Consider the following 19,193-nt stretch of genomic DNA (forward strand, 5'->3'; position numbering starts at 1 on the left):
TTCCGAGGCAAGTGAAACAAAAACAGAGCGCCCGGCAGAAGCCGGGCGAGGAAACTTATCAGGAGCCCAGACGGTAGTTCGGGGACTCTTTGGTGATCGTCACGTCGTGAACGTGGCTCTCCTGGATACCCGCACCGCTGATGCGTACGAATTCCGCTTTAGTACGCAGCTCGTCAATGGTACCACAGCCGGTCAGGCCCATACAGGAGCGCAGGCCGCCCATCTGCTGGTGAATGATCTCTTTCAGACGGCCTTTATACGCTACGCGACCTTCGATACCTTCCGGCACCAGTTTGTCTGCGGCGTTATCGGTCTGGAAGTAACGGTCAGAGGATCCTTTGGACATTGCGCCCAGGGAGCCCATACCGCGGTAAGATTTGTAAGAACGGCCCTGGTAGAGTTCGATTTCGCCCGGGGATTCTTCGGTACCGGCCAGCATGGAGCCCACCATCACGGCGGAAGCACCCGCGGCGATGGCTTTCGCGATGTCGCCAGAGAAGCGGATACCGCCGTCAGCGATTACCGGAATACCGGTGCCTTCCAGCGCTTCTACCGCGTCAGACACGGCGGTGATCTGTGGAACGCCCACGCCGGTCACGATACGGGTGGTACAGATAGAACCAGGGCCGATACCCACTTTCACCGCGCTGCAGCCAGCGTCAGCCAGCGCGCGAGCGCCTGCGCCCGTTGCCACGTTACCGCCGATGATCTGCAGATCAGGGTATTTAGCACGGGTATCACGAATACGCTGTAGCACGCCTTCGGAGTGGCCGTGAGAGGAGTCAATCAGCAGCACGTCAACGCCTGCGGCAACCAGCGCGTCAACGCGCTCTTCGTTACCTGCACCCGCGCCAACCGCAGCCCCGACGCGCAAACGGCCATGCTCGTCTTTACAGGCGTTAGGTTTACGTTCTGCTTTCTGGAAGTCTTTAACGGTGATCATGCCGCGCAGGTGGAAGTTCGCATCCACAACCAGCGCTTTCTCAACGCGTTTTTCGTGCATTTTTGCGAAGACCACCTCACGGGCTTCACCTTCGCGTACGGTAACCAGACGCTCTTTCGGCGTCATGTACACGCTGACAGGCTGGTTCAGGTCAGTCACGAAACGCACGTCACGACCGGTGATGATGCCCACCAGCTCGTTCGCTTCGGTCACAACCGGATAACCGGCGAAACCGTTACGTTCGGTCAGGGCTTTCACTTCGTGCAGGGTGGTGGTCGGCAGAACGGTCTGCGGGTCAGACACGATACCGGATTCATGTTTCTTCACGCGGCGAACTTCTTCCGCCTGACGCTCGATAGACATGTTTTTGTGAATAAAGCCGATGCCACCTTCCTGTGCCAGGGCAATAGCCAGGCGCGCTTCAGTCACGGTGTCCATTGCCGCAGAGAGCATAGGAATGTTCAGGCGAATGGTTTTCGTCAACTGCGTGCTGAGATCGGCAGTATTCGGCAGAACGGTGGAGTGAGCGGGAACGAGGAGGACGTCGTCAAACGTCAGTGCTTCTTTAGCGATACGTAGCATGGGCAATATCTCTGACCTGGGTGGTTAAATATTGCCGTGGCATTATACAGAGCGTAACCGATTGCATCCACACTTTTTTATAAAAAAACCTTGCACTCCCCTCTCAGCAGGTTACTATCGACTGAATAACTTGCTGATTTAGAATTTGATCCCGCTCACATGTTATCCTCGCAATCCCCCTCAATTTTTACTGTCAGCCGCCTGAATCAGACGGTGCGTTTGCTGCTTGAGCAGGAAATGGGGCAGGTCTGGATCAGCGGTGAAATCTCTAACTTCACGCAGCCCTCCTCCGGCCACTGGTACTTTACGCTAAAAGACGATACCGCCCAGGTGCGCTGCGCGATGTTCCGCAACAGCAACCGCCGCGTCACGTTTCGTCCTCAGCACGGCCAGCAGGTGCTGGTACGCGCCAATATCACCCTGTATGAACCGCGCGGTGATTATCAGATTATCGTCGAGAGCATGCAGCCTGCGGGCGAAGGTCTGCTGCAGCAGAAGTATGAACAGCTAAAAGCGAAACTGACGGCAGAGGGTCTGTTCGACCAGCAGTTCAAAAAGCCCCTGCCCTCACCGGCCCACTGCGTGGGGGTTATCACCTCAAAAACCGGTGCGGCACTGCACGATATTTTGCACGTGCTCAAGCGTCGCGACCCTTCCCTGCCCGTCATCATCTACCCAACCGCCGTTCAGGGTGACGATGCGCCGGGCCAGATTGTGCGCGCCATTGAACTGGCGAACGCCCGTCAGGAGTGCGACGTCTTAATCGTCGGGCGCGGCGGCGGCTCGCTGGAAGACCTGTGGAGCTTTAACGACGAGCGCGTGGCGCGGGCAATCTTTGCAAGCCAGATCCCTGTAGTGAGCGCAGTCGGCCACGAAACTGACGTCACGATCGCCGATTTTGTCGCGGATTTACGTGCGCCTACGCCATCCGCGGCGGCGGAAGTGGTGAGCCGCAACCAGCTGGAGCTGCTGCGTCAGCTTCAGAACGGCCAGCAGCGTCTGGAGATGGCGATGGACTACTTCCTCGCCAACCGTACCCGTCGCTTTACCCAGCTTCATCACCGTCTTCAGCAGCAGCACCCGCAGCTGCGTCTGGCGCGTCAGCAAACCGTACTGGAACGCCTGCGCCAGCGCATGAACTTCGCGCTGGATAGTCAGCTTAAGCGCGCGGTCTCGCGCCAGCAGCGCGTGACGCAGCGGCTTAATCAGCAGAACCCGCAGCCGAAAATTTACCGCGCGCAAACGCGGATTCAACAGCTGGAGTATCGTCTGGCGGAGACTGTTCGCGCACGTCTGAGCACCACCCGCGAACGTTTCGGTAATGCGGTGACCCATCTTGAAGCGGTCAGCCCCCTCTCCACGCTGGCTCGCGGCTACAGCGTGACGACGGCGACAGATGGCAAAGTGCTCAAGCAAACCAAACAGGTGAGCGCCGGTGATGTGCTGACCACCCGCCTGTCGGACGGCTGGGTCGAAAGCGAAGTCAAATCAATTAAACCGGCGAAAAAGCCGCGTCAGCGAAAAACCGGATAATTCTTCGCCGGTTAGAAACTATACTGCTGCTATTCCCTTTTATTCGGCCTTGCCAGAACTAAGGAGAGCAGCATGTCCCATCTTTACAGTGTCATTCCCCCCTATATTCTTCGTCGTATTATCGAAAGCGGTTCAGAGCCGCAGCAGCGCTGTGCCCGCCAGACCCTGACCCATGTCCAGACGCTGATGGCGCACATGCCCGGCAAACCTGCCGCGCCGCACGTAAGCAAAGCCGGACAGCTGGAGCGTGATATCTACGATGCGAAGCAGACCCAGGAGCTACCGGGTACGCAGGTGCGTTATGAAGGTCAGCCGTCGAACGGCGATGTGGCCGTCGATGAAGCCTACGATTATCTGGGTATCACCCATGATTTCTTCTGGAAAGAATATCAGCGTGATTCGCTCGATAATAAAGGGCTTATTTTAACCGGCACTGTGCATTACGGCCGGGAATATCAGAACGCCTTCTGGAACGGCCAGCAGATGGTCTTTGGCGACGGGGACGGGGAAATCTTTAACCGCTTTACCATCGCCATTGACGTGGTGGCGCACGAGCTGAGCCACGGCGTCACCGAGACCGAAGCCGGGCTTATCTATTTTGAACAGTCGGGAGCACTGAACGAGTCGCTGTCAGACGTGTTTGGTTCGCTGGTTAAACAGTACCATCTGAAGCAAACCGCCGATAAAGCAGACTGGCTGATTGGCGAAGGTCTGCTGGCAAAAGGTATCAACGGCAAAGGGCTGCGTTCGATGTCTGAACCGGGTACTGCCTACGACGATCCGCTGCTCGGCAAAGACCCGCAGCCCGCTCACATGAAAGATTTCATCAAAACGCGTGAGGATAACGGCGGCGTGCACCTGAACTCCGGCATCCCCAACCGGGCGTTTTACCTGGCCGCGACGGCGATCGGCGGCTATGCCTGGGAAAAAGCGGGTTATGCCTGGTACGACACAGTTTGCGATCGCAATCTGGCGCAGGATGCGGATTTTGAGGCCTTCGCAAAACTGACGATAGCGCACGGAGAGAAACGCTCCGGTAGCGATGTTGGGGCGGCCATAAAACAAGCCTGGGAACAGGTGGGAGTGCTGTAAATGCAGGTTCCGGAACTGACGGATGACGCCGTGGTTGAGCTGGCCCGGGAAGGCGGCGTCGCTTTTATTCCTAAGCTGAGCGGCCAGCGTACCATCGCGCTTTCGTCCCTCAACGAGACCCAGCGCCAGCGTCTGGTGAGCATCCTTGAGCAGGCCTTTCCGCGCGGCCAGCCGCCGGGACAGGCCTCGTCACCCGGCAGCGGTGACCAGCGCTATTTCCGCATCCAGATTATCTGGACCGGGCAAAATCAGGCGCACTACACCGATATCATCGTACTGGTGCCGGAGCAGGAAGCGCCCGAGTCGCTGGTCGAACTGTGGAAGAAAGGCGAAGGCTGCGTGTGTGATTAACCTTCGGCCCGAACAAACTCCACGCGTTTTTTAGAGATAAGACCGTGGCCGTTCTGGCAGAAATAGTCCACCGCCCCGCAGGCTTTTAAGACCTGGAGTGGCTGATGACACTCCGGGCAGCGGGCTTCGAGCGCAATATCTTTATTACAGCTCGCGCAGTGCGCCACCCCATTCTGCGGCTCAAGCGGTGCCTGGCAATCCGGGCAGGTAATCGTCATGGTGACTCCTTCAAAGCGTTGAGGTCTGAGGTGATTTTACCACGTCGCGGTCAGTGCGGGCCACGCAGCTGTTGCTGTAATGCCAGCAGCAGCTGCACTTCCTCAATCCTGCGGCGCGTCGTGCGGCTCACCTCGTGCGGATCCCGCTCAAACAGGCTTCTGGTGCCCAGGATCTGCTCTGCAAGGCAGTGTTCGTAGATCGTGCCGGGAATTGTCCAGCATTGACGCGTCTCGCCATCGATCACCTCCAGCACATCTTCACTGCCGCGCCGGTCATGACTGATGATGCGCCCGTCGCGCAGGCAGAGGCGTATCCCCTTTATCCCGCCCGCCGGTCCCGCATATTTGTTAAGCCAGATATCCACCGGCACGCCGCTGATACGCCCCTGAAGATGCGCCTCGCCTTCCGCCGTGGTCAGGTCGCCTTTTGCGATAGCGCGACCCAGGCGGTCTTTAGCCGTGACGATCCGCAGCGTCATATCGTCATTGCCGCCCAGATAGCGCACGGTTTCTCGCAGCATCGCCAGCACATGTGTACCAATATCCAGGATCACGCCGTCAGGGTGGCGAAGCGTGCGGGTATCCGGCTCGCCGGTGGCAAAGTTAAGCGCGATGGGTTCACCTGCGGCGTTATATCCACTCGGCTCCTGTAAATAACCGTCGATTTTGACGATGTCAGAGACGCTGCTTACCAGCGACCTTTTCACCGTTTCGAGGCGCGCCATCCAGTGGTCGAGCGCCAGCACGCGGGGCACCACGCCGGGGCGTGCCAGCAGCGCGTTGAGCTTTTCGATTTGTGAAAGCGTGGCGACAATCGGTTTTTCAATCACAATCCGCGCAACGGGCGAGGCAATGGCCTGCTCCAGCACCTCGAGGTGGTGCAGCGAAGCGGTGGTGATAAACAGGGTATCAAGCGGTGCGGCAAGAAGCTCCGCAAGCGAGGCGCAGCGCGTGACGCCTTCAGGGTGCTTTGTGGGGAGAACATCAAACCCGAAACAGCGAACCGGGTGACCAAAAAGGTGTCGCAACGCGGGGAGATACGCGGTTTCCACGACCGCGCTAAGACCAACAAATCCTAACTGCATAGTTTCACCTCGGGAAAAAGCATGCCGGGGCGTAACGCCAGCCCCGGCACGCTGAGGTGTTATGAGGCGTTAGCAGCCGGTTTAGTCTGCGCATTTTCCAGCATGCGGCGCACCGGAACAATGAGGACGATCAGTACCGCGGCACAAATCAGCAGCGCGATGGAGCAGCGCGCGAAGAGATCCGGGAGCATATCCAGCTGGTCGGCCTTCACGTGGCCGCCAATCAGGCCCGCCGCCAGATTACCCAGCGCACTCGCGCAGAACCACAGCCCCATCATCTGGCCGCGCATTCTTTCCGGCGCCAGCAGCGTCATGGTCGCCAGACCAATCGGGCTCAGGCAGAGCTCACCCAGCGTCAGCATCAGAATGCTGCCCACCAGCCAGAACGGCGACACGCCCGCCCCACCGTTGCTCAGCACGTTTTCGGCCGCCAGCATCATCAGGCCAAAGCCCGCCGCGGCACACAGAATGCCGATGACAAACTTGGTGATACTGCCCGGGCGAATGTTCATACTCGCCAGCTTCGGCCATGCCCAGCTGAACACCGGTGCCAGCAGAATAATAAACAGGGCGTTGATCGACTGGAACCACACCGCCGGAATTTCAAAATCACCGATCATGCGGTTAGTGTAGTCGTTGGCGAACAGGTTGAACGAGGTTGGCTTCTGTTCAAAGGCAGACCAGAAGAACGCGGCCGAGATCAGCAGGATAAAGCAGACCAGCAGCCTGGCGCGCTCTTTGCGGTTCAGGCCCGCAAAAACAAACAGATAAATAAAATAGAGGGCAACGGATGCCGCGATGACGTAAACCAGCACGCTGGCTACCGCAACCGGGTTAATCACAATCACGCCTTGCGCAATCAGCGTCACGAGAACCGCAACACCTACCGCCAGGGCCAGCAGCCAGGCACCTACGCCGTTACGTTTCACGACCGGGCTGTTCCAGGTAGAATCCAGCCCGACTTCGCTGTCATAGCGTTTCATTGCCGGAACGGCAAATACGCGGAAGATAATCAGCGCGACCAGCATCCCGATACCGCCAATGCCAAAGCCCCAGTGCCAGCCGTGGGTTTTGATCAGCCAGCCGGAAATCAGCGGCGCGATGAACGAACCCATATTGATGCCCATATAGAACAGCGAGAAGCCGCCGTCACGACGCGCGTCGCCTTTTTTATACAGGGTACCGACCATCACCGAAATACAGGTTTTGAACAAGCCGGAGCCGAGAACGATGAACATCAGGCCGATAAAGAACAGGTTATCGCCCATGATGGCCGACAGCGCAATCGACAGGTGACCGAGCGCAATCAGAATGGAACCGTACCAGACGGCTCTCTGCTGGCCGAGCCAGTTATCGGCCAGCCAGCCCCCCGGCAGCGCGGCCAGGTACATGGTACCGGCAAAGATCCCGACTATCGCCGAGGCGTTTTCACGCGCCAGCCCCATCCCGCCATCATAGACGGTGGCGGCCATAAACAGGATCAGTAACGGACGAATGCCGTAAAACGAGAAACGTTCCCACATCTCGGTGAAAAACAGCGAGCCGAGGGGATACGGATGGCCGAAGAACGTTCGGCTCTCTTTTTGATTAACAGAGGATTGCATAATTCTCCCGAAAGGTATGTCGTCGTGCTTGTAAACACCAGCAGGTACGCCGGCCAGTTACGTATCTGGCCGATTTTTTACCTGTGGCGAAAAGTTGGTTAACCATTTGATAACCAGGCGCTAGTTTTGTCTAGTACCGGACCCTGGACTTTAAGATGAAAATTCGACGATTGTCTACTTTCTTAGATTTAAACATGGTTAAAAGTGAATAGTGATTGACATCACACAGAGAAAACCGGCGGTATGATTGGGCAAAAAAAAGCCCGCGATAAACGCGGGCTTTCGTAAGTTCAGCAAAGTTTATTTGCTTTTCTTAATGTGCTTAATCAAACGCTTACGCTTACGCATCTGGTTTGGCGTCAGAGTGTTGCGCTTGTTGGCGAACGGGTTTTCCCCTTCCTTGAACTGGATACGGATAGGCGTGCCCATCACGTCCAGCGATTTACGGAAGTAGTTCATCAGATAGCGCTTGTAGGAATCCGGCAGGTCTTTCACCTGGTTGCCGTGAATCACCACGATTGGCGGGTTATAACCACCGGCGTGAGCATATTTCAGCTTCACGCGACGGCCGCGCACCAGCGGCGGCTGATGGTCTTCAGCAGCCATATTCATGATACGGGTCAGCATGGCGGTACTCTGGCGACGGGTGGAGCTATCGTAGGCTTCACGCACGGACTCGAACAGATTACCCACACCGCTGCCGTGCAGCGCAGAGATGAAGTGTACGCGGGCAAAGTCGATAAAGCCCAGACGGAAGTCGAGGGTCTCTTTCACCTGCTCACGCACTTCATTGCTCAGGCCATCCCATTTGTTGACCACGATAACCAGTGAGCGCCCACTATTGAGGATAAAGCCGAGCAGAGAAAGGTCCTGATCGGAGATACCTTCGCGCGCATCAATGACCAGCAGCACCACGTTGGCATCTTCAATGGCCTGCAGGGTTTTGATAACGGAGAATTTTTCCACCACATCGGTGATTTTCCCGCGCTTACGCACCCCGGCGGTGTCGATGAGAACATATTCACGCTCATCGCGCTGCATCGGGATGTAAATACTGTCACGGGTGGTGCCCGGCATGTCGTAAACGACCACGCGCTCTTCACCCAGAATACGGTTAGTAAGTGTAGACTTACCTACGTTTGGACGACCGACGATGGCCAGCTTGATCGGCAGATCCTGCGGGTTGAAGTCGTCTTCAGGCTCTTCTTCTTCGCCCGCTTCGCCGTCTTCAAACTGCGCCCAGTATTCCGCGTCTTCGTCCACCTCTTCCGGCGGGTTAACTTCGTCAACCCACGGCAGCAGAACGGTTTCCAGCAGACTGGTTACGCCGCGGCCATGCGATGCGGCAATCGGGTAGATCTCACCCAGACCCAGTGACCAGAAGTCAGCGATAGCCTGATCGGCATCGATACCGTCAGTTTTGTTTGCCACCAGGAAGGTCGGTTTTTCACGCGAACGCAGGTGTTTGGCGATAGCGGAGTCCGCCGGCATCAGGCCAGCGCGCGCGTCCACCATGAACAACACCACGTCGGCTTCTTCAATCGCCAGCAGCGACTGTTCCGCCATGCGGGTTTCCACGCCATCTTCCGTACCGTCAATACCACCGGTATCAATACAGATGAACTCGCGTCCTTCTACTTCTGCACGACCGTACTTACGGTCACGCGTCAGCCCCGGGAAATCCGCAACCAGCGCATCACGGGTGCGTGTTAAACGGTTAAAAAGAGTGGATTTTCCAACGTTAGGGCGCCCGACAAGCGCGACCACAGGTACCATGTTTGAAGCCTCATAAAATTCAAAATAACGTCGCTTTCGCAGCGTTTTTAAAAATGTCAAAACGGCTCCTGAGTGAACAGGAGCCGTTTAGTATACTACAACCGCCGGGTAATTAACGCGTGATCGCGTACAGCGTGCCGTCTTTTGCCTGAATCAGCAGTTTGCCGTCAGCCACAACCGGGTCGGTCAGGAAACCTGAGCTGTCGACTTTTTGCTGCGCAACAAAGCGGCCATTATCCGGATCGATCCAGTGCATATACCCTTCGCTGTCACCGACCACCAGGCTACCGTTGTACAGTGCCGGCGCAGTCAGCAGACGGTGCAGCAGATCGCTTTGCGTCCACAGCGTCACGCCGCCTTCGGTGCTCAGCGCCAGCAGGCGATCGTTCTGGTCAACCATATAGATGCGGTTACCGTCAACGATGAAATCATTCACCGAACCCAGCTCACGTTTCCACATGATCTGGCCGCTGCGCAGATCCAGCGCGGTCAGGTTGCCGTTATAGGCCAGAGCGTACACCACACCGTTAACGATAACGGGCGTGGTGTCTACGTCGCTCAGACGGTCAATTTCCGTTGAGCCAGTGGCCTGGGAGATACGCTGCTGCCAGATCATCTGGCCCTGCTGCATCAGCACGGCGCTCACACGACCGTTGTCACCGCCCACAATGGCAGCACCAAATGCGGTAGCCGGTGCGGATTCACCGCGCAGGGAGAGCGCAGGCATATCCAGGTTTACGGTCCATTTCACCAGACCGTCCGCTTCGTTCAGCGCCTGCAGCTGGCCGTTGCTGGTATGAATCAGCACCAGACCGTCGCTCACTACCGGACGAGACAGAGACTCACCCGCCACGGTCGTTTGCCAGGCGATGGAGCCGTCACTGCTGTTCAGGGCATAAACCTGTGCTTTTTCGCTGCCCACGTAAACGTGGCCACCGGCAACGGTCAGGCCGCCAGACAGCAGTGCAGGTTTACGGGAGAACCAGCCGTCTTTTTCCGCCAGGTTAACAGACCACACTTCTTTTCCATCATCGGCGTTCACCGCTTTCACGGTACCTTTGCGGTCAGCCGCATAGATTACGCTGTCGGCAAAAGCCGGATGCAGGTTGGAATAGAAGTCACCAATCCCATCGCCCACGGAGGTGCTCCATGCGGTGGAGGGAGTAAACTGGTTTTCAACCGTCGGCAGTGGGGACATTTTCACAACGTCTTCTTCGCCACTGAACAGTGAACAACCACTCAATAACGTAACAGAAAGCAGTCCTGGCAGAAGTAATTTACGCAATTGCATCGGGTCCCTCTCAGACGGACAAATTATTTATTTTCATCTGCATCATTTCGCTCAGCGCAGGTGATGCTTTGCTATCCACGCCAGCTTGCCACGCTTTACGCGCGCCCGCTTTGTCACCTTTGCTCAGCAGTGCTTCACCGCGCAGATCGGCAACGATGGCAGCAAAACCTTCGCCTTTGATGGTATCGAGCGTTTTCAGCGCATCGTCAGCTTTTTTCTGCTGAACCTGAATACGTGCCAGGCGCAGGTTGATCACCGCTTTCAGGTTTTCATCGCTGGCCGCAGCAAGGCCCTGAGTCAGCTGAGCAGCGGCTTTATCCAGTTCGTTTTTATCAACGTACTGCTGAGCCACTTTCAGCGCAGCCAGTGCACCGTAGGTGTTTTTGTTGTCAGCGGCAAATTTTTCTGCCGCCGCCAGCGTTTGCGGCTGATCGGCACGAATGGCACTCACGGTATTTTCATAGGTCAGAGACGCGCCGCGCGCGGAATCCGCCTGATGATTGTTCCAGTAGCGCCAGCCAATCAAGGCACCCACACCTAAAATAACGCCAACCACCAGTGCTTTGCCGTTTTCAGCAAAGAAGCGTTTGATCGCGTCGACCTGATCGTGTTCGTTCTCGTAAATTTCCACGCAGTCCTTCTCCTTAGCCCAATAGAGTGCGCAAGTGCGCCGCAACGCCGTCCTGCGTTACCGTTGTCTGCTCACCAGAGCGCAGGTCTTTCACCACCACTTCGCCGTTAGCCACTTCTGACTCACCCAGCACCAGTGCAATACTTGCGCCCCACTTATCGGCACGAGCAAACTGTTTTTTGAAGTTGCCGCCGCCATGGTTGGTCATCAGCTTCACCGTCGGCAGCGCATCGCGCACGCGTTCGGCAAGCAGCATCGCCGCAGACTGCGTTTCCGCGCCTGAGGCTACCAGGTATATATCGACAACGGAATCTGCTTTAAATTCCGGATTAACTGCCTGAACCAGCAAAACAAGTCGCTCAAGGCCCATCGCGAAGCCAACCGCAGGCGCGGCGCGACCGCCAAGCTGCTCTACCAGACCGTCATAACGACCGCCTGCACACACGGTGCCCTGCGAGCCGAGGCTGGTGGTAACCCACTCAAACACGGTGCGGTTATAGTAGTCCAGACCGCGCACCAGACGCTGGTTCACGGTGTAGGCAATGCCTGCCGCTTCAAGCAGCTTGCACAGACCTGCGAAGTGTTCGCGAGATTCATCGTCCAGGTAGTCACCCAGCGCAGGCGCATCGTTCAGCAGCGCCTGGACATCTGCATTTTTTGAATCCAGTACGCGCAGCGGGTTGCTGTACATACGACGTTTGCAGTCTTCGTCCAGCTTATCTTTATGCTGCTCCAGGAACGCCACCAGCGCGTCACGGTAGTTAGCGCGCGCTTCCAGCGAACCGATAGAGTTCAGTTCAAGAGAAACGTGCTCAGAGATGCCCAGCGCACGCCACCAGCGGGCGGTCAGCATAATCAACTCGGCGTCGATGTCTGGCCCCTGCAGACCAAAGACTTCCACACCCAGCTGGTTGAACTGGCGATAACGACCTTTCTGAGGACGTTCGTGGCGGAACATCGGGCCGATATACCACAGGCGCTGCTCCTGATTGTACAGAAGACCATGTTCGATGCCGGCGCGTACGCAGCCCGCCGTACCTTCCGGACGCAGGGTCAGACTGTCGCCGTTGCGGTCCTCAAAGGTATACATCTCTTTTTCAACCACGTCGGTCACTTCACCGATCGCGCGTTTGAATAACGGGGTCTGCTCTACAATCGGCAAACGGATTTCGCTGTAACCGTAGCTGCCGAGCACCTGCTTCAGCGTGCCTTCAATGCGCTGCCAGATGGCGGTTTCGCCAGGCAGATAATCGTTCATGCCGCGGATGGCTTGAATGTTTTTTGCCACGTTTATTCTCTTTCTATATACAAAAAAAACCCAAAGAATGGGTTCAATCATACATGGGAAGCTCGCGGCTTCCCATCACGTTATTTTTCAACCTGCTGAACGCTGATACGCTGTGTCTCGTCCATCATGGCGGCTTTGGCACGGATACGGGCTTCAAGCTGGTCGATCATGTCACTATTATCCAGACGATCTTTACGAACGCCATCTTCATAGAGACCACTTTTCTTGTTACCGCCGGTAACGCCCAGGGTTGACACCAGTGCTTCACCCGGACCGTTCACCACGCAGCCGATAATCGAGACGTCCATCGGGGTAATAATATCTTCCAGACGTTGCTCCAGGGCATTCACCGTACCGATCACATCAAACTCCTGACGTGAGCAGGTTGGGCAGGCAATGAAGTTGATGCCGCGCGAACGGATACGCAGTGATTTCAGGATATCGAAACCGACTTTGATCTCTTCAACCGGATCGGCCGCCAGCGACACGCGCAGGGTATCGCCGATCCCTTCGGAGAGCAGCAGCCCCAGACCGATCGCGGATTTTACAGAACCGCTACGCAGGCCACCCGCTTCGGTGATCCCGAGGTGCAGAGGCTGATCGATCTGTTTTGCCAGCAGACGGTAAGATTCCACCGCAAGGAAAACATCGGACGCTTTCACGCTGACTTTGAACTGATCAAAGTTAAGACGATCCAGATGATCAACGTGACGCATTGCGGATTCAAGCAACGCCTGCGGCGTAGGCTCACCGTATTTTTCCTGCAGATCTTTTTCCAGGGAACCGGCGTTGACGCCGATACGGATAGGAATATTTTTGTCACGGGCGCAGTCCACAACCATGCGGATACGCTCTTCGTTACCGATGTTGCCCGGGTTAATGCGCAGGCAGTCGACGCCGTATTCGGCCACTTTCAGTGCGATACGGTAGTCGAAGTGGATATCCGCGACCAGAGGAACGCTGACCTGCTGTTTGATCAGCTTGAATGCTTCGGCGGCATCCATGGTCGGGACGGAGACGCGAACGATGTCCGCGCCTACTCGCTCTAATGCTTTGATTTGATTGACCGTGGCTTCCACATCGGTGGTGCGCGTATTGGTCATCGACTGAACGGCGATAGGTGCCCCATCGCCGACTGGCACATTCCCAACGTAAATCCGTTTCGATTTTCTACGTTGAATCGGAGCCTGGTTATGCATGAAAAATCTCCCGCGTTGCCCGTCTGTTACTGTGCTGCTGATTGTTCGGCATTAACGGTAAGACGTGCAACCTGGTTAGTTCTGATAAAGCGGCTCAGGTCGACAGGTTTTCCTTGATACTGGATCTGTACCGCTGCCGGAGCGCCGATTTTAAGTTTATAAGGCGCCTGGCCGGTTAGGTTTAACGTGCCATCTTTACGCTGCAGGCCGCTGAACAACTTTTTACCTGTCGCGTCAGTCACTTCCAGCCAGCAGTCGGCGTTGAAGTTCATCACCAGTGCGTTGGGATCGGCTTCAGGAGTTGCAGTACCTGCCGGGTTGGTTGGCAGAGACGCTGCGGTATTGTCTGCAGGCTGCGTGGCCGCTGGCGCGTTTGCCGCAGTATCCACATTCGCCTGGGAAGGAGAGACCACCGTGTTTTGATCCTGAGCCTGAGGCGCAGCGGTGCTAGCCGTTGCACCCGGAGCCGGTGCTGTACCGGTCGCCGGCGCGTCTGTTGCCGGGGTCTCTGTCGCGGCCGTCTGTGGCTCGCTGGAGGAGGCCGCGCCGTTGGTATTCAGCGGCACGTTCTGGGCGTTATCCGTTCCGGCCTGGTTGAGTTCGGCCGAGGATTGATCGGCCATCGTGGTAATCTCTTCCTGCTGTGCCTTATGGTTTTGCCACCACCAGGCACCGGTCAGACCGACCACCACAAAGAGCACCAGCCAGGTAAAGCTCATCAGCCAGCCATCACGTTTTTTACGACGTTTCCCCAGGGAGAAGGTCTGCATCGGCGCAACTTTTGCTGCACGGACCGGTGCCTGCTTCTCCATCATGGGCAGTAATTCGTTTTCGGGGATGTGCACCAGTTTTGCGTAAGAGCGGATATAACCGCGCAGGAAGGTTGAAGCCAGATCGGCAGGCGCCTTATCTTCTTCAATATCGCGAACCGTGGAAACCTTCAGGCACAAGCGTTCCGCAACGGCTTGCTGGCTGAGTCCGAGTTGTTCACGGGCGTTGCGAAGACGAACGCCAGTGGAGAGTGCTTCATGTTGGTCGTGAGTGGCTTCAGTATTCATTCGCTACAACTACTGGTACGTGAAAAATAAGGGTTCAGGTGCCGGTGAGTCACAATGCCACCCGCACCGCGAAACTTCTGGTCAGTTAACCTTGAACAGACAGTATAAGACTGTCAGCCGGGAGATGACAGTACAGACTGCCCGAACGGCTAAACTGTTGTTACGTCGTTACATACTGCCCGAAAGTCGGATGAAACGCACCGTAATTATTATTCAGTCATCACGAATCTGACTGATTATTCAGTAAGATTATGCTTCACGGCGCAAATAATGCGCCGTGAGTGCATATTAATCAAACAGCTTTAACCGCGATGGCCTCACCCTGCATGCGTTTACGCAGGGTACGTTTGGTACGGTCAATCACATCACCTGCCAGCTGTCCGCATGCGGCATCAATGTCATCACCACGGGTTTTACGCACGATGGTGGTGAAACCATACTCCATCAGCACCTTGGAGAAGCGATCGATACGGCTGTTCGAGCTACGGCCATACGGCGCGCCCGGGAACGGGTTCCAGGGGATCAGGTTGATTTTGCATGGCGTATCTTTCAGCAGCTCCGCCAGCTGGTGCGCATGCTCGGTACCGTCGTTGACGTGGTCAAGCATCACGTACTCGATGGTCACGCGGCCCTGATTGGCGTTGGATTTTTCCAGATAGCGACGCACGGCAGCGAGGAAGGTTTCGATATTGTACTTTTTGTTGATCGGCACAATTTCGTCACGAATTTCATCGTTTGGCGCGTGCAGGGAGATCGCCAGCGCAACGTCAATCATGTCGCCGAGCTTGTCCAGCGCAGGCACAACGCCTGAGGTAGAGAGCGTCACGCGGCGCTTGGACAGACCAAAACCGAAGTCATCCAGCATGATTTCCATTGCCGGCACCACGTTAGTCAGGTTCAGCAGCGGCTCACCCATCCCCATCATTACCACGTTGGTGATGGGACGCGTACCGGTCACTTTTGCCGCACCGACGATTTTCGCGGCACGCCAGACCTGGCCGATAATTTCTGATACGCGCAGGTTACGGTTAAAGCCTTGCTGCGCAGTTGAGCAGAATTTGCACTCCAGCGCACAGCCCACCTGAGAGGAGACGCACAGTGTGGCACGGTCTTCTTCCGGGATGTAGACGGTTTCAACGCGCTGATCGCCAACCGCAATCGCCCATTTGATGGTGCCATCGGCGGAGCGCTGCTCTTCCACCACTTCCGGCGCGCGAATTTCAGCCACTTCTTTGAGCTTATTACGCAGAGCCTTGTTGATGTCAGTCATGTCATCAAAATTGTCGCTGCAGTAATGGTACATCCACTTCATGACCTGATCGGCACGAAACGGCTTTTCGCCCATCTCTTTGAAGAACTCGCGCATCTGCTGACGGTTCAGATCCAGCAGGTTGATTTTTCCATTTTTATTGGGAACCGCAGGAATGGCGACTTCGGAGGTATTCACTAATTCAGACATAATATTTACCGGCCTCGTTGTTACACGTTATGGCCCATGGAGGGTTGAATAGAAACGCCCCGGAAAGCGGTCTGCTCGTCCGGGGCGTTGCATTGTACAAACTCTGACGCAGGGATGCCACGTCTGGACGTGGCATTTACGAAAATAATGTGTAAACGAAACCGTTAAATTAACGGGTACGTGGACACACTTCGCCTTCAGCGAAGAAGAAAGCGATTTCGCGCGCAGCAGATTCAACGGAGTCAGAACCGTGAGTACCGTTCTCGGTGAAGCTGTCAGCGTAGTCAGCGCGCAGGGTACCTGCCAGCGCGTTGTCCGGGTTGGTGGCACCCAGCAGGTCGCGGTGACGCTGTACTGCATTTTCGCCTTCCAGTACGGAAACCACGATTGGGCCAGAGGTCATGAACTCAACCAGGCCGTCAAAGAATGGGCGACCTTCGTGCTCAGCGTAGAAACCACGAGCCTGTTCAACGGTCAGGTGCAGCATTTTGGTGCCAACAATTTTGAACCCTGCTGATTCAAAGCGAGCGAAGATGCTGCCAATAACGTTTTTTGCCACCGCGTTTGGTTTGATGATGGAAAAAGTACGTTCAATAGCCATGATAACCTCTGTCAATGTTCTGTTGTTTTGCATACCTGAGTATGGTGTGGCGCGGATTATAATGAGCAATGCCGCCATTGCCTATGGATTCAGGTAACATTTTTTTAAAATAAGACGAGTTTCAGCAACAGCTCACCGCTGAAAGCTGTTTTTTTGTCACTGTAACGCGAAATTCACTGTCACAACCTGCCCGGTCTCATCCATAACGAGTAACTGATAATCGCCCGCGTTATCAAGTTGTAATGTGTAAACTTTCCCTTTCACATTCAGCGGTTCACCGTTCAAAAACCACCAGCGCTCGCCGCTAATGCCGGTCACCTGAAGCGGCAGCGAAACGCGGGATTCTCCCGGCAGGCGTTTAATCACGGCGCCTTCACGTATGCCGGTCAGAATGAGTGGCGCAGGCGCGTCCTGCGAGAGCGGCGGACAGTCTGGTGATGAGGGTGGGACGCGTGCCGCACGACGCTCGTTTGCAGGCAGCCAGGGCTCCAGCGGCAGCGGCCAGACGTCAAGGTCTTTCTCTGTTGCATCCGGGCAATCTGCCGCCACACGTTTGCCCGTTTTATCCAGCCAGACCGGGAAACGAATCCCGCGAATGCCTTCCTGCTCCGGCAACAGCAGCGTGGGCGGCTCACTCCCCTCCAGCAGCCAGGTCGAGAGACGACGTCGACAGTTTTCACTGCCTTCCGGCAACGACTGACCGCCAGGCCAGCAAATCACGCCCCGCCCGACGCTTGCCGGACGCGGATCGCGCGGGAGGCGGGCTTCGTCGATCGTTGAACGTGACTGAAGCAGGTTATTCACCTGGTTTAACAGCGGCACGGCGCTGGCAAAACCAAACTGTCCCGCCACGGGCGTACCGTCCGGTCTTCCGGTCCAGATGCCTATCACGTAGCGGGCATTCAGACCGATGGCCCAGGCATCGCGGTAGCCGTAGCTGGTGCCCGTTTTCCAGGCCAGCGGCGCAACCTGCGGCAGCGCGTTATCCGGTAGCGGCTGCGCCTCGTTGGCCAGAATACGGCGAATAATCCACGCCGAGCCCGGAGACAGCAGCGGACGCTCAATGAGCGGATCGCCAGGCTGTAGCCGCAGCCTTCCCGCCTTACCGTGGCGGGCAAAGGCGCTGTAGGCCGCGGCGATATCGGCAAGCCGCGCGCCTGCCCCGCCGAGGATCAGGGACAGATTCGGCTGCGCCCCCGCGGGAAGGATCAGCGGCAAGCCTGCGTTACTGAGCATGCCGGTAAACCGTTTTGGCCCGTAGGCTTCCAGCACCTGCACAGCGGGCAGGTTGAGGGAGCGCACCAGCGCTTCGCTCATGCTGACCGGCCCGTGGAATCCGCTGTCAAAATTCCCCGGGCGATAATCGCCGGTTTTTCTTGGTACGTCTTGTAGCAACGAGGCGGGATGGATCAATCCCTCATCCAGCGCCATGCCGTAGATAAACGGTTTTAACACCGATCCCGGAGATCGGATCGCATTCACCATATCCACGTGGCTAAACCGCGTGTCATCGTTAATATCCACCGACCCGACCCAGCCGCGCACTTTCATATCGGTATGATCCACGACGATCATCGCCAGCGAGCTGCGGGCCGGCAGGCGGGATTTCCAGTTCATCGCCAGCTCTTCCAGCTGCCGCTGCAAACCGGCATCCAGCGTGGTAACAATTTTCGTGTCGTGGCTTTTACTGAGCATCATGCGTGCAAAGAGCGGTGCCAGCTGCGGCATCTGCCGGGGCGCCAGCCATATCGACTCTTCACGGGATTCCTGGACCTGCTTTGCGGACCAGACGCCCTGCGTCGCCATGCGGTCGAGCACCTTATTGCGCGCCGCTTCAGCCCGTTCAGGCCAGCGGTCCGGGCGTAAACGGCTTGGTGCCTGAGGTAGCACCGCGAGCAGCGCCGCGTCGGAGTAGCTGAGCTGTGACGGGGGTTTTCCCAGATAAGTCCAGCTTGCCGCCCCCACGCCCTGCAGCGTGCCGCCAAACGGCGCACGGTTAAGATAGAGCGTGAGAATATCGCGCTTGGAAAGATGCCACTCCAGCTGCAACGCCCGCCAGAGCTGACGAATTTTGCCCCCCAGAGTCCGCGGATGCGGATCCAGCAACCGTGCCACCTGCATGGTGAGCGTACTGCCGCCAGAGACAACCTTTCCGGAAGTTAAATCCTGCCAGGCGGCGCGCAGAACAGAGAGCGGGTTGACGCCTGGATGATCCCAGAACCAGCGATCTTCATACTGGATCAGCGCCTCAAGATAACGGGGAGAGACCTCTTCGATCGTCACCGGATAGCGCCAGATGCCGTCGCTATCGGCAAAACGCCAGAGTGGGGTGCCCTTCTCATCCACCACGACCCGGGCGGGGTTAACCTCTTTCAGAGGCAACGGCCACAGGCGGTCAGCGGCCAGAATCAGCCCCCATAAAATGAGAAGCGCTCCCACCAGCCACAGCCAGCGGGAGCGTATCAGACGAGCCATCAGCATA

General features: G+C 56.7%; 16 protein-coding genes. 3 read left to right on the forward strand and 13 right to left on the reverse strand.

Annotated elements, in window-relative coordinates; genetic code table 11:
* Positions 1–58: 58 nt before the first annotated feature.
* Positions 59–1,525, reverse strand: coding sequence for an IMP dehydrogenase (gene guaB / locus GM298_RS14810; RefSeq protein WP_126800280.1), 1,467 nt, complete (start codon positions 1,523–1,525; stop codon positions 59–61).
* Positions 1,526–1,684: 159 nt separating this feature from the next.
* Between guaB and xseA the strand changes: the two genes are divergently transcribed.
* The 3 genes from xseA to GM298_RS14825 all read left to right on the forward strand — a co-directional run bounded on the left by xseA (position 1,685) and on the right by GM298_RS14825 (position 4,501).
* Positions 1,685–3,058, forward strand: coding sequence for an exodeoxyribonuclease VII large subunit (gene xseA, locus GM298_RS14815; RefSeq protein ID WP_045284582.1), 1,374 nt, complete (start codon positions 1,685–1,687; stop codon positions 3,056–3,058).
* Positions 3,059–3,130: 72 nt separating this feature from the next.
* Complete coding sequence (locus GM298_RS14820; RefSeq protein WP_025757699.1) at positions 3,131–4,150, forward strand: M4 family metallopeptidase; 1,020 nt, start codon at positions 3,131–3,133, stop codon at positions 4,148–4,150.
* Entirely contained in the window at positions 4,151–4,501 is a 351-nt protein-coding gene (locus tag GM298_RS14825; protein WP_262784221.1) for a protealysin inhibitor emfourin, read from the forward strand.
* Here the strand turns inward: GM298_RS14825 and GM298_RS14830 are convergent.
* The 12 genes from GM298_RS14830 to pbpC all read right to left on the reverse strand — a co-directional run bounded on the left by GM298_RS14830 (position 4,498) and on the right by pbpC (position 19,192).
* On the reverse strand, positions 4,498–4,719 hold the full coding sequence (locus GM298_RS14830) for a zinc ribbon domain-containing protein (RefSeq protein WP_045284583.1): 222 nt from the start codon (positions 4,717–4,719) through the stop codon (positions 4,498–4,500). The genes GM298_RS14825 and GM298_RS14830 overlap by 4 nt on opposite strands.
* 50 nt (positions 4,720–4,769) lie before the next feature.
* Entirely contained in the window at positions 4,770–5,804 is a 1,035-nt protein-coding gene (locus GM298_RS14835; protein WP_262784220.1) for a Gfo/Idh/MocA family oxidoreductase, read from the reverse strand.
* Positions 5,805–5,863: 59 nt separating this feature from the next.
* A complete protein-coding gene (locus tag GM298_RS14840; RefSeq protein WP_045284585.1) occupies positions 5,864–7,408 on the reverse strand; it encodes a peptide MFS transporter in 1,545 nt (514 codons plus the stop codon).
* Positions 7,409–7,708: 300 nt separating this feature from the next.
* On the reverse strand, positions 7,709–9,184 hold the full coding sequence (gene der / locus GM298_RS14845; protein WP_008502134.1) for a ribosome biogenesis GTPase Der: 1,476 nt from the start codon (positions 9,182–9,184) through the stop codon (positions 7,709–7,711).
* Between the two features lie 112 nt (positions 9,185–9,296).
* A complete protein-coding gene (gene bamB, locus GM298_RS14850) occupies positions 9,297–10,475 on the reverse strand; it encodes an outer membrane protein assembly factor BamB (RefSeq protein ID WP_025757693.1) in 1,179 nt (392 codons plus the stop codon).
* Positions 10,476–10,485: 10 nt separating this feature from the next.
* Positions 10,486–11,106, reverse strand: a complete 621-nt coding sequence (locus GM298_RS14855) for a YfgM family protein (protein WP_262784219.1) — start codon at positions 11,104–11,106, stop codon at positions 10,486–10,488.
* A 13-nt stretch (positions 11,107–11,119) separates the two neighbouring features.
* Positions 11,120–12,394, reverse strand: a complete 1,275-nt coding sequence (gene hisS, locus GM298_RS14860; RefSeq protein ID WP_262784218.1) for a histidine--tRNA ligase — start codon at positions 12,392–12,394, stop codon at positions 11,120–11,122.
* A gap of 80 nt (positions 12,395–12,474) precedes the next feature.
* Positions 12,475–13,593 (reverse strand): flavodoxin-dependent (E)-4-hydroxy-3-methylbut-2-enyl-diphosphate synthase, encoded by a 1,119-nt coding sequence (ispG, locus tag GM298_RS14865; protein ID WP_025757688.1) that lies wholly within the window; start codon positions 13,591–13,593, stop codon positions 12,475–12,477.
* 26 nt (positions 13,594–13,619) lie between these two features.
* Positions 13,620–14,651, reverse strand: coding sequence for a cytoskeleton protein RodZ (rodZ, locus tag GM298_RS14870; protein ID WP_025757687.1), 1,032 nt, complete (start codon positions 14,649–14,651; stop codon positions 13,620–13,622).
* A gap of 292 nt (positions 14,652–14,943) precedes the next feature.
* Positions 14,944–16,110 (reverse strand): bifunctional tRNA (adenosine(37)-C2)-methyltransferase TrmG/ribosomal RNA large subunit methyltransferase RlmN, encoded by a 1,167-nt coding sequence (locus GM298_RS14875; RefSeq protein WP_025757686.1) that lies wholly within the window; start codon positions 16,108–16,110, stop codon positions 14,944–14,946.
* 169 nt (positions 16,111–16,279) lie between these two features.
* Positions 16,280–16,711 (reverse strand): nucleoside-diphosphate kinase, encoded by a 432-nt coding sequence (gene ndk / locus GM298_RS14880; protein ID WP_003860625.1) that lies wholly within the window; start codon positions 16,709–16,711, stop codon positions 16,280–16,282.
* 156 nt (positions 16,712–16,867) lie between these two features.
* Positions 16,868–19,192, reverse strand: coding sequence for a peptidoglycan glycosyltransferase PbpC (pbpC, locus tag GM298_RS14885; protein WP_266154392.1), 2,325 nt, complete (start codon positions 19,190–19,192; stop codon positions 16,868–16,870).
* Between the last annotated feature and the right edge of the window lies 1 nt (position 19,193).

The sequence above is a fragment of the Enterobacter sp. HSTU-ASh6 genome (genome assembly GCF_026319105.1).
GTDB classification, from domain to species: Bacteria; Pseudomonadota; Gammaproteobacteria; order Enterobacterales; family Enterobacteriaceae; genus Enterobacter; species Enterobacter sichuanensis.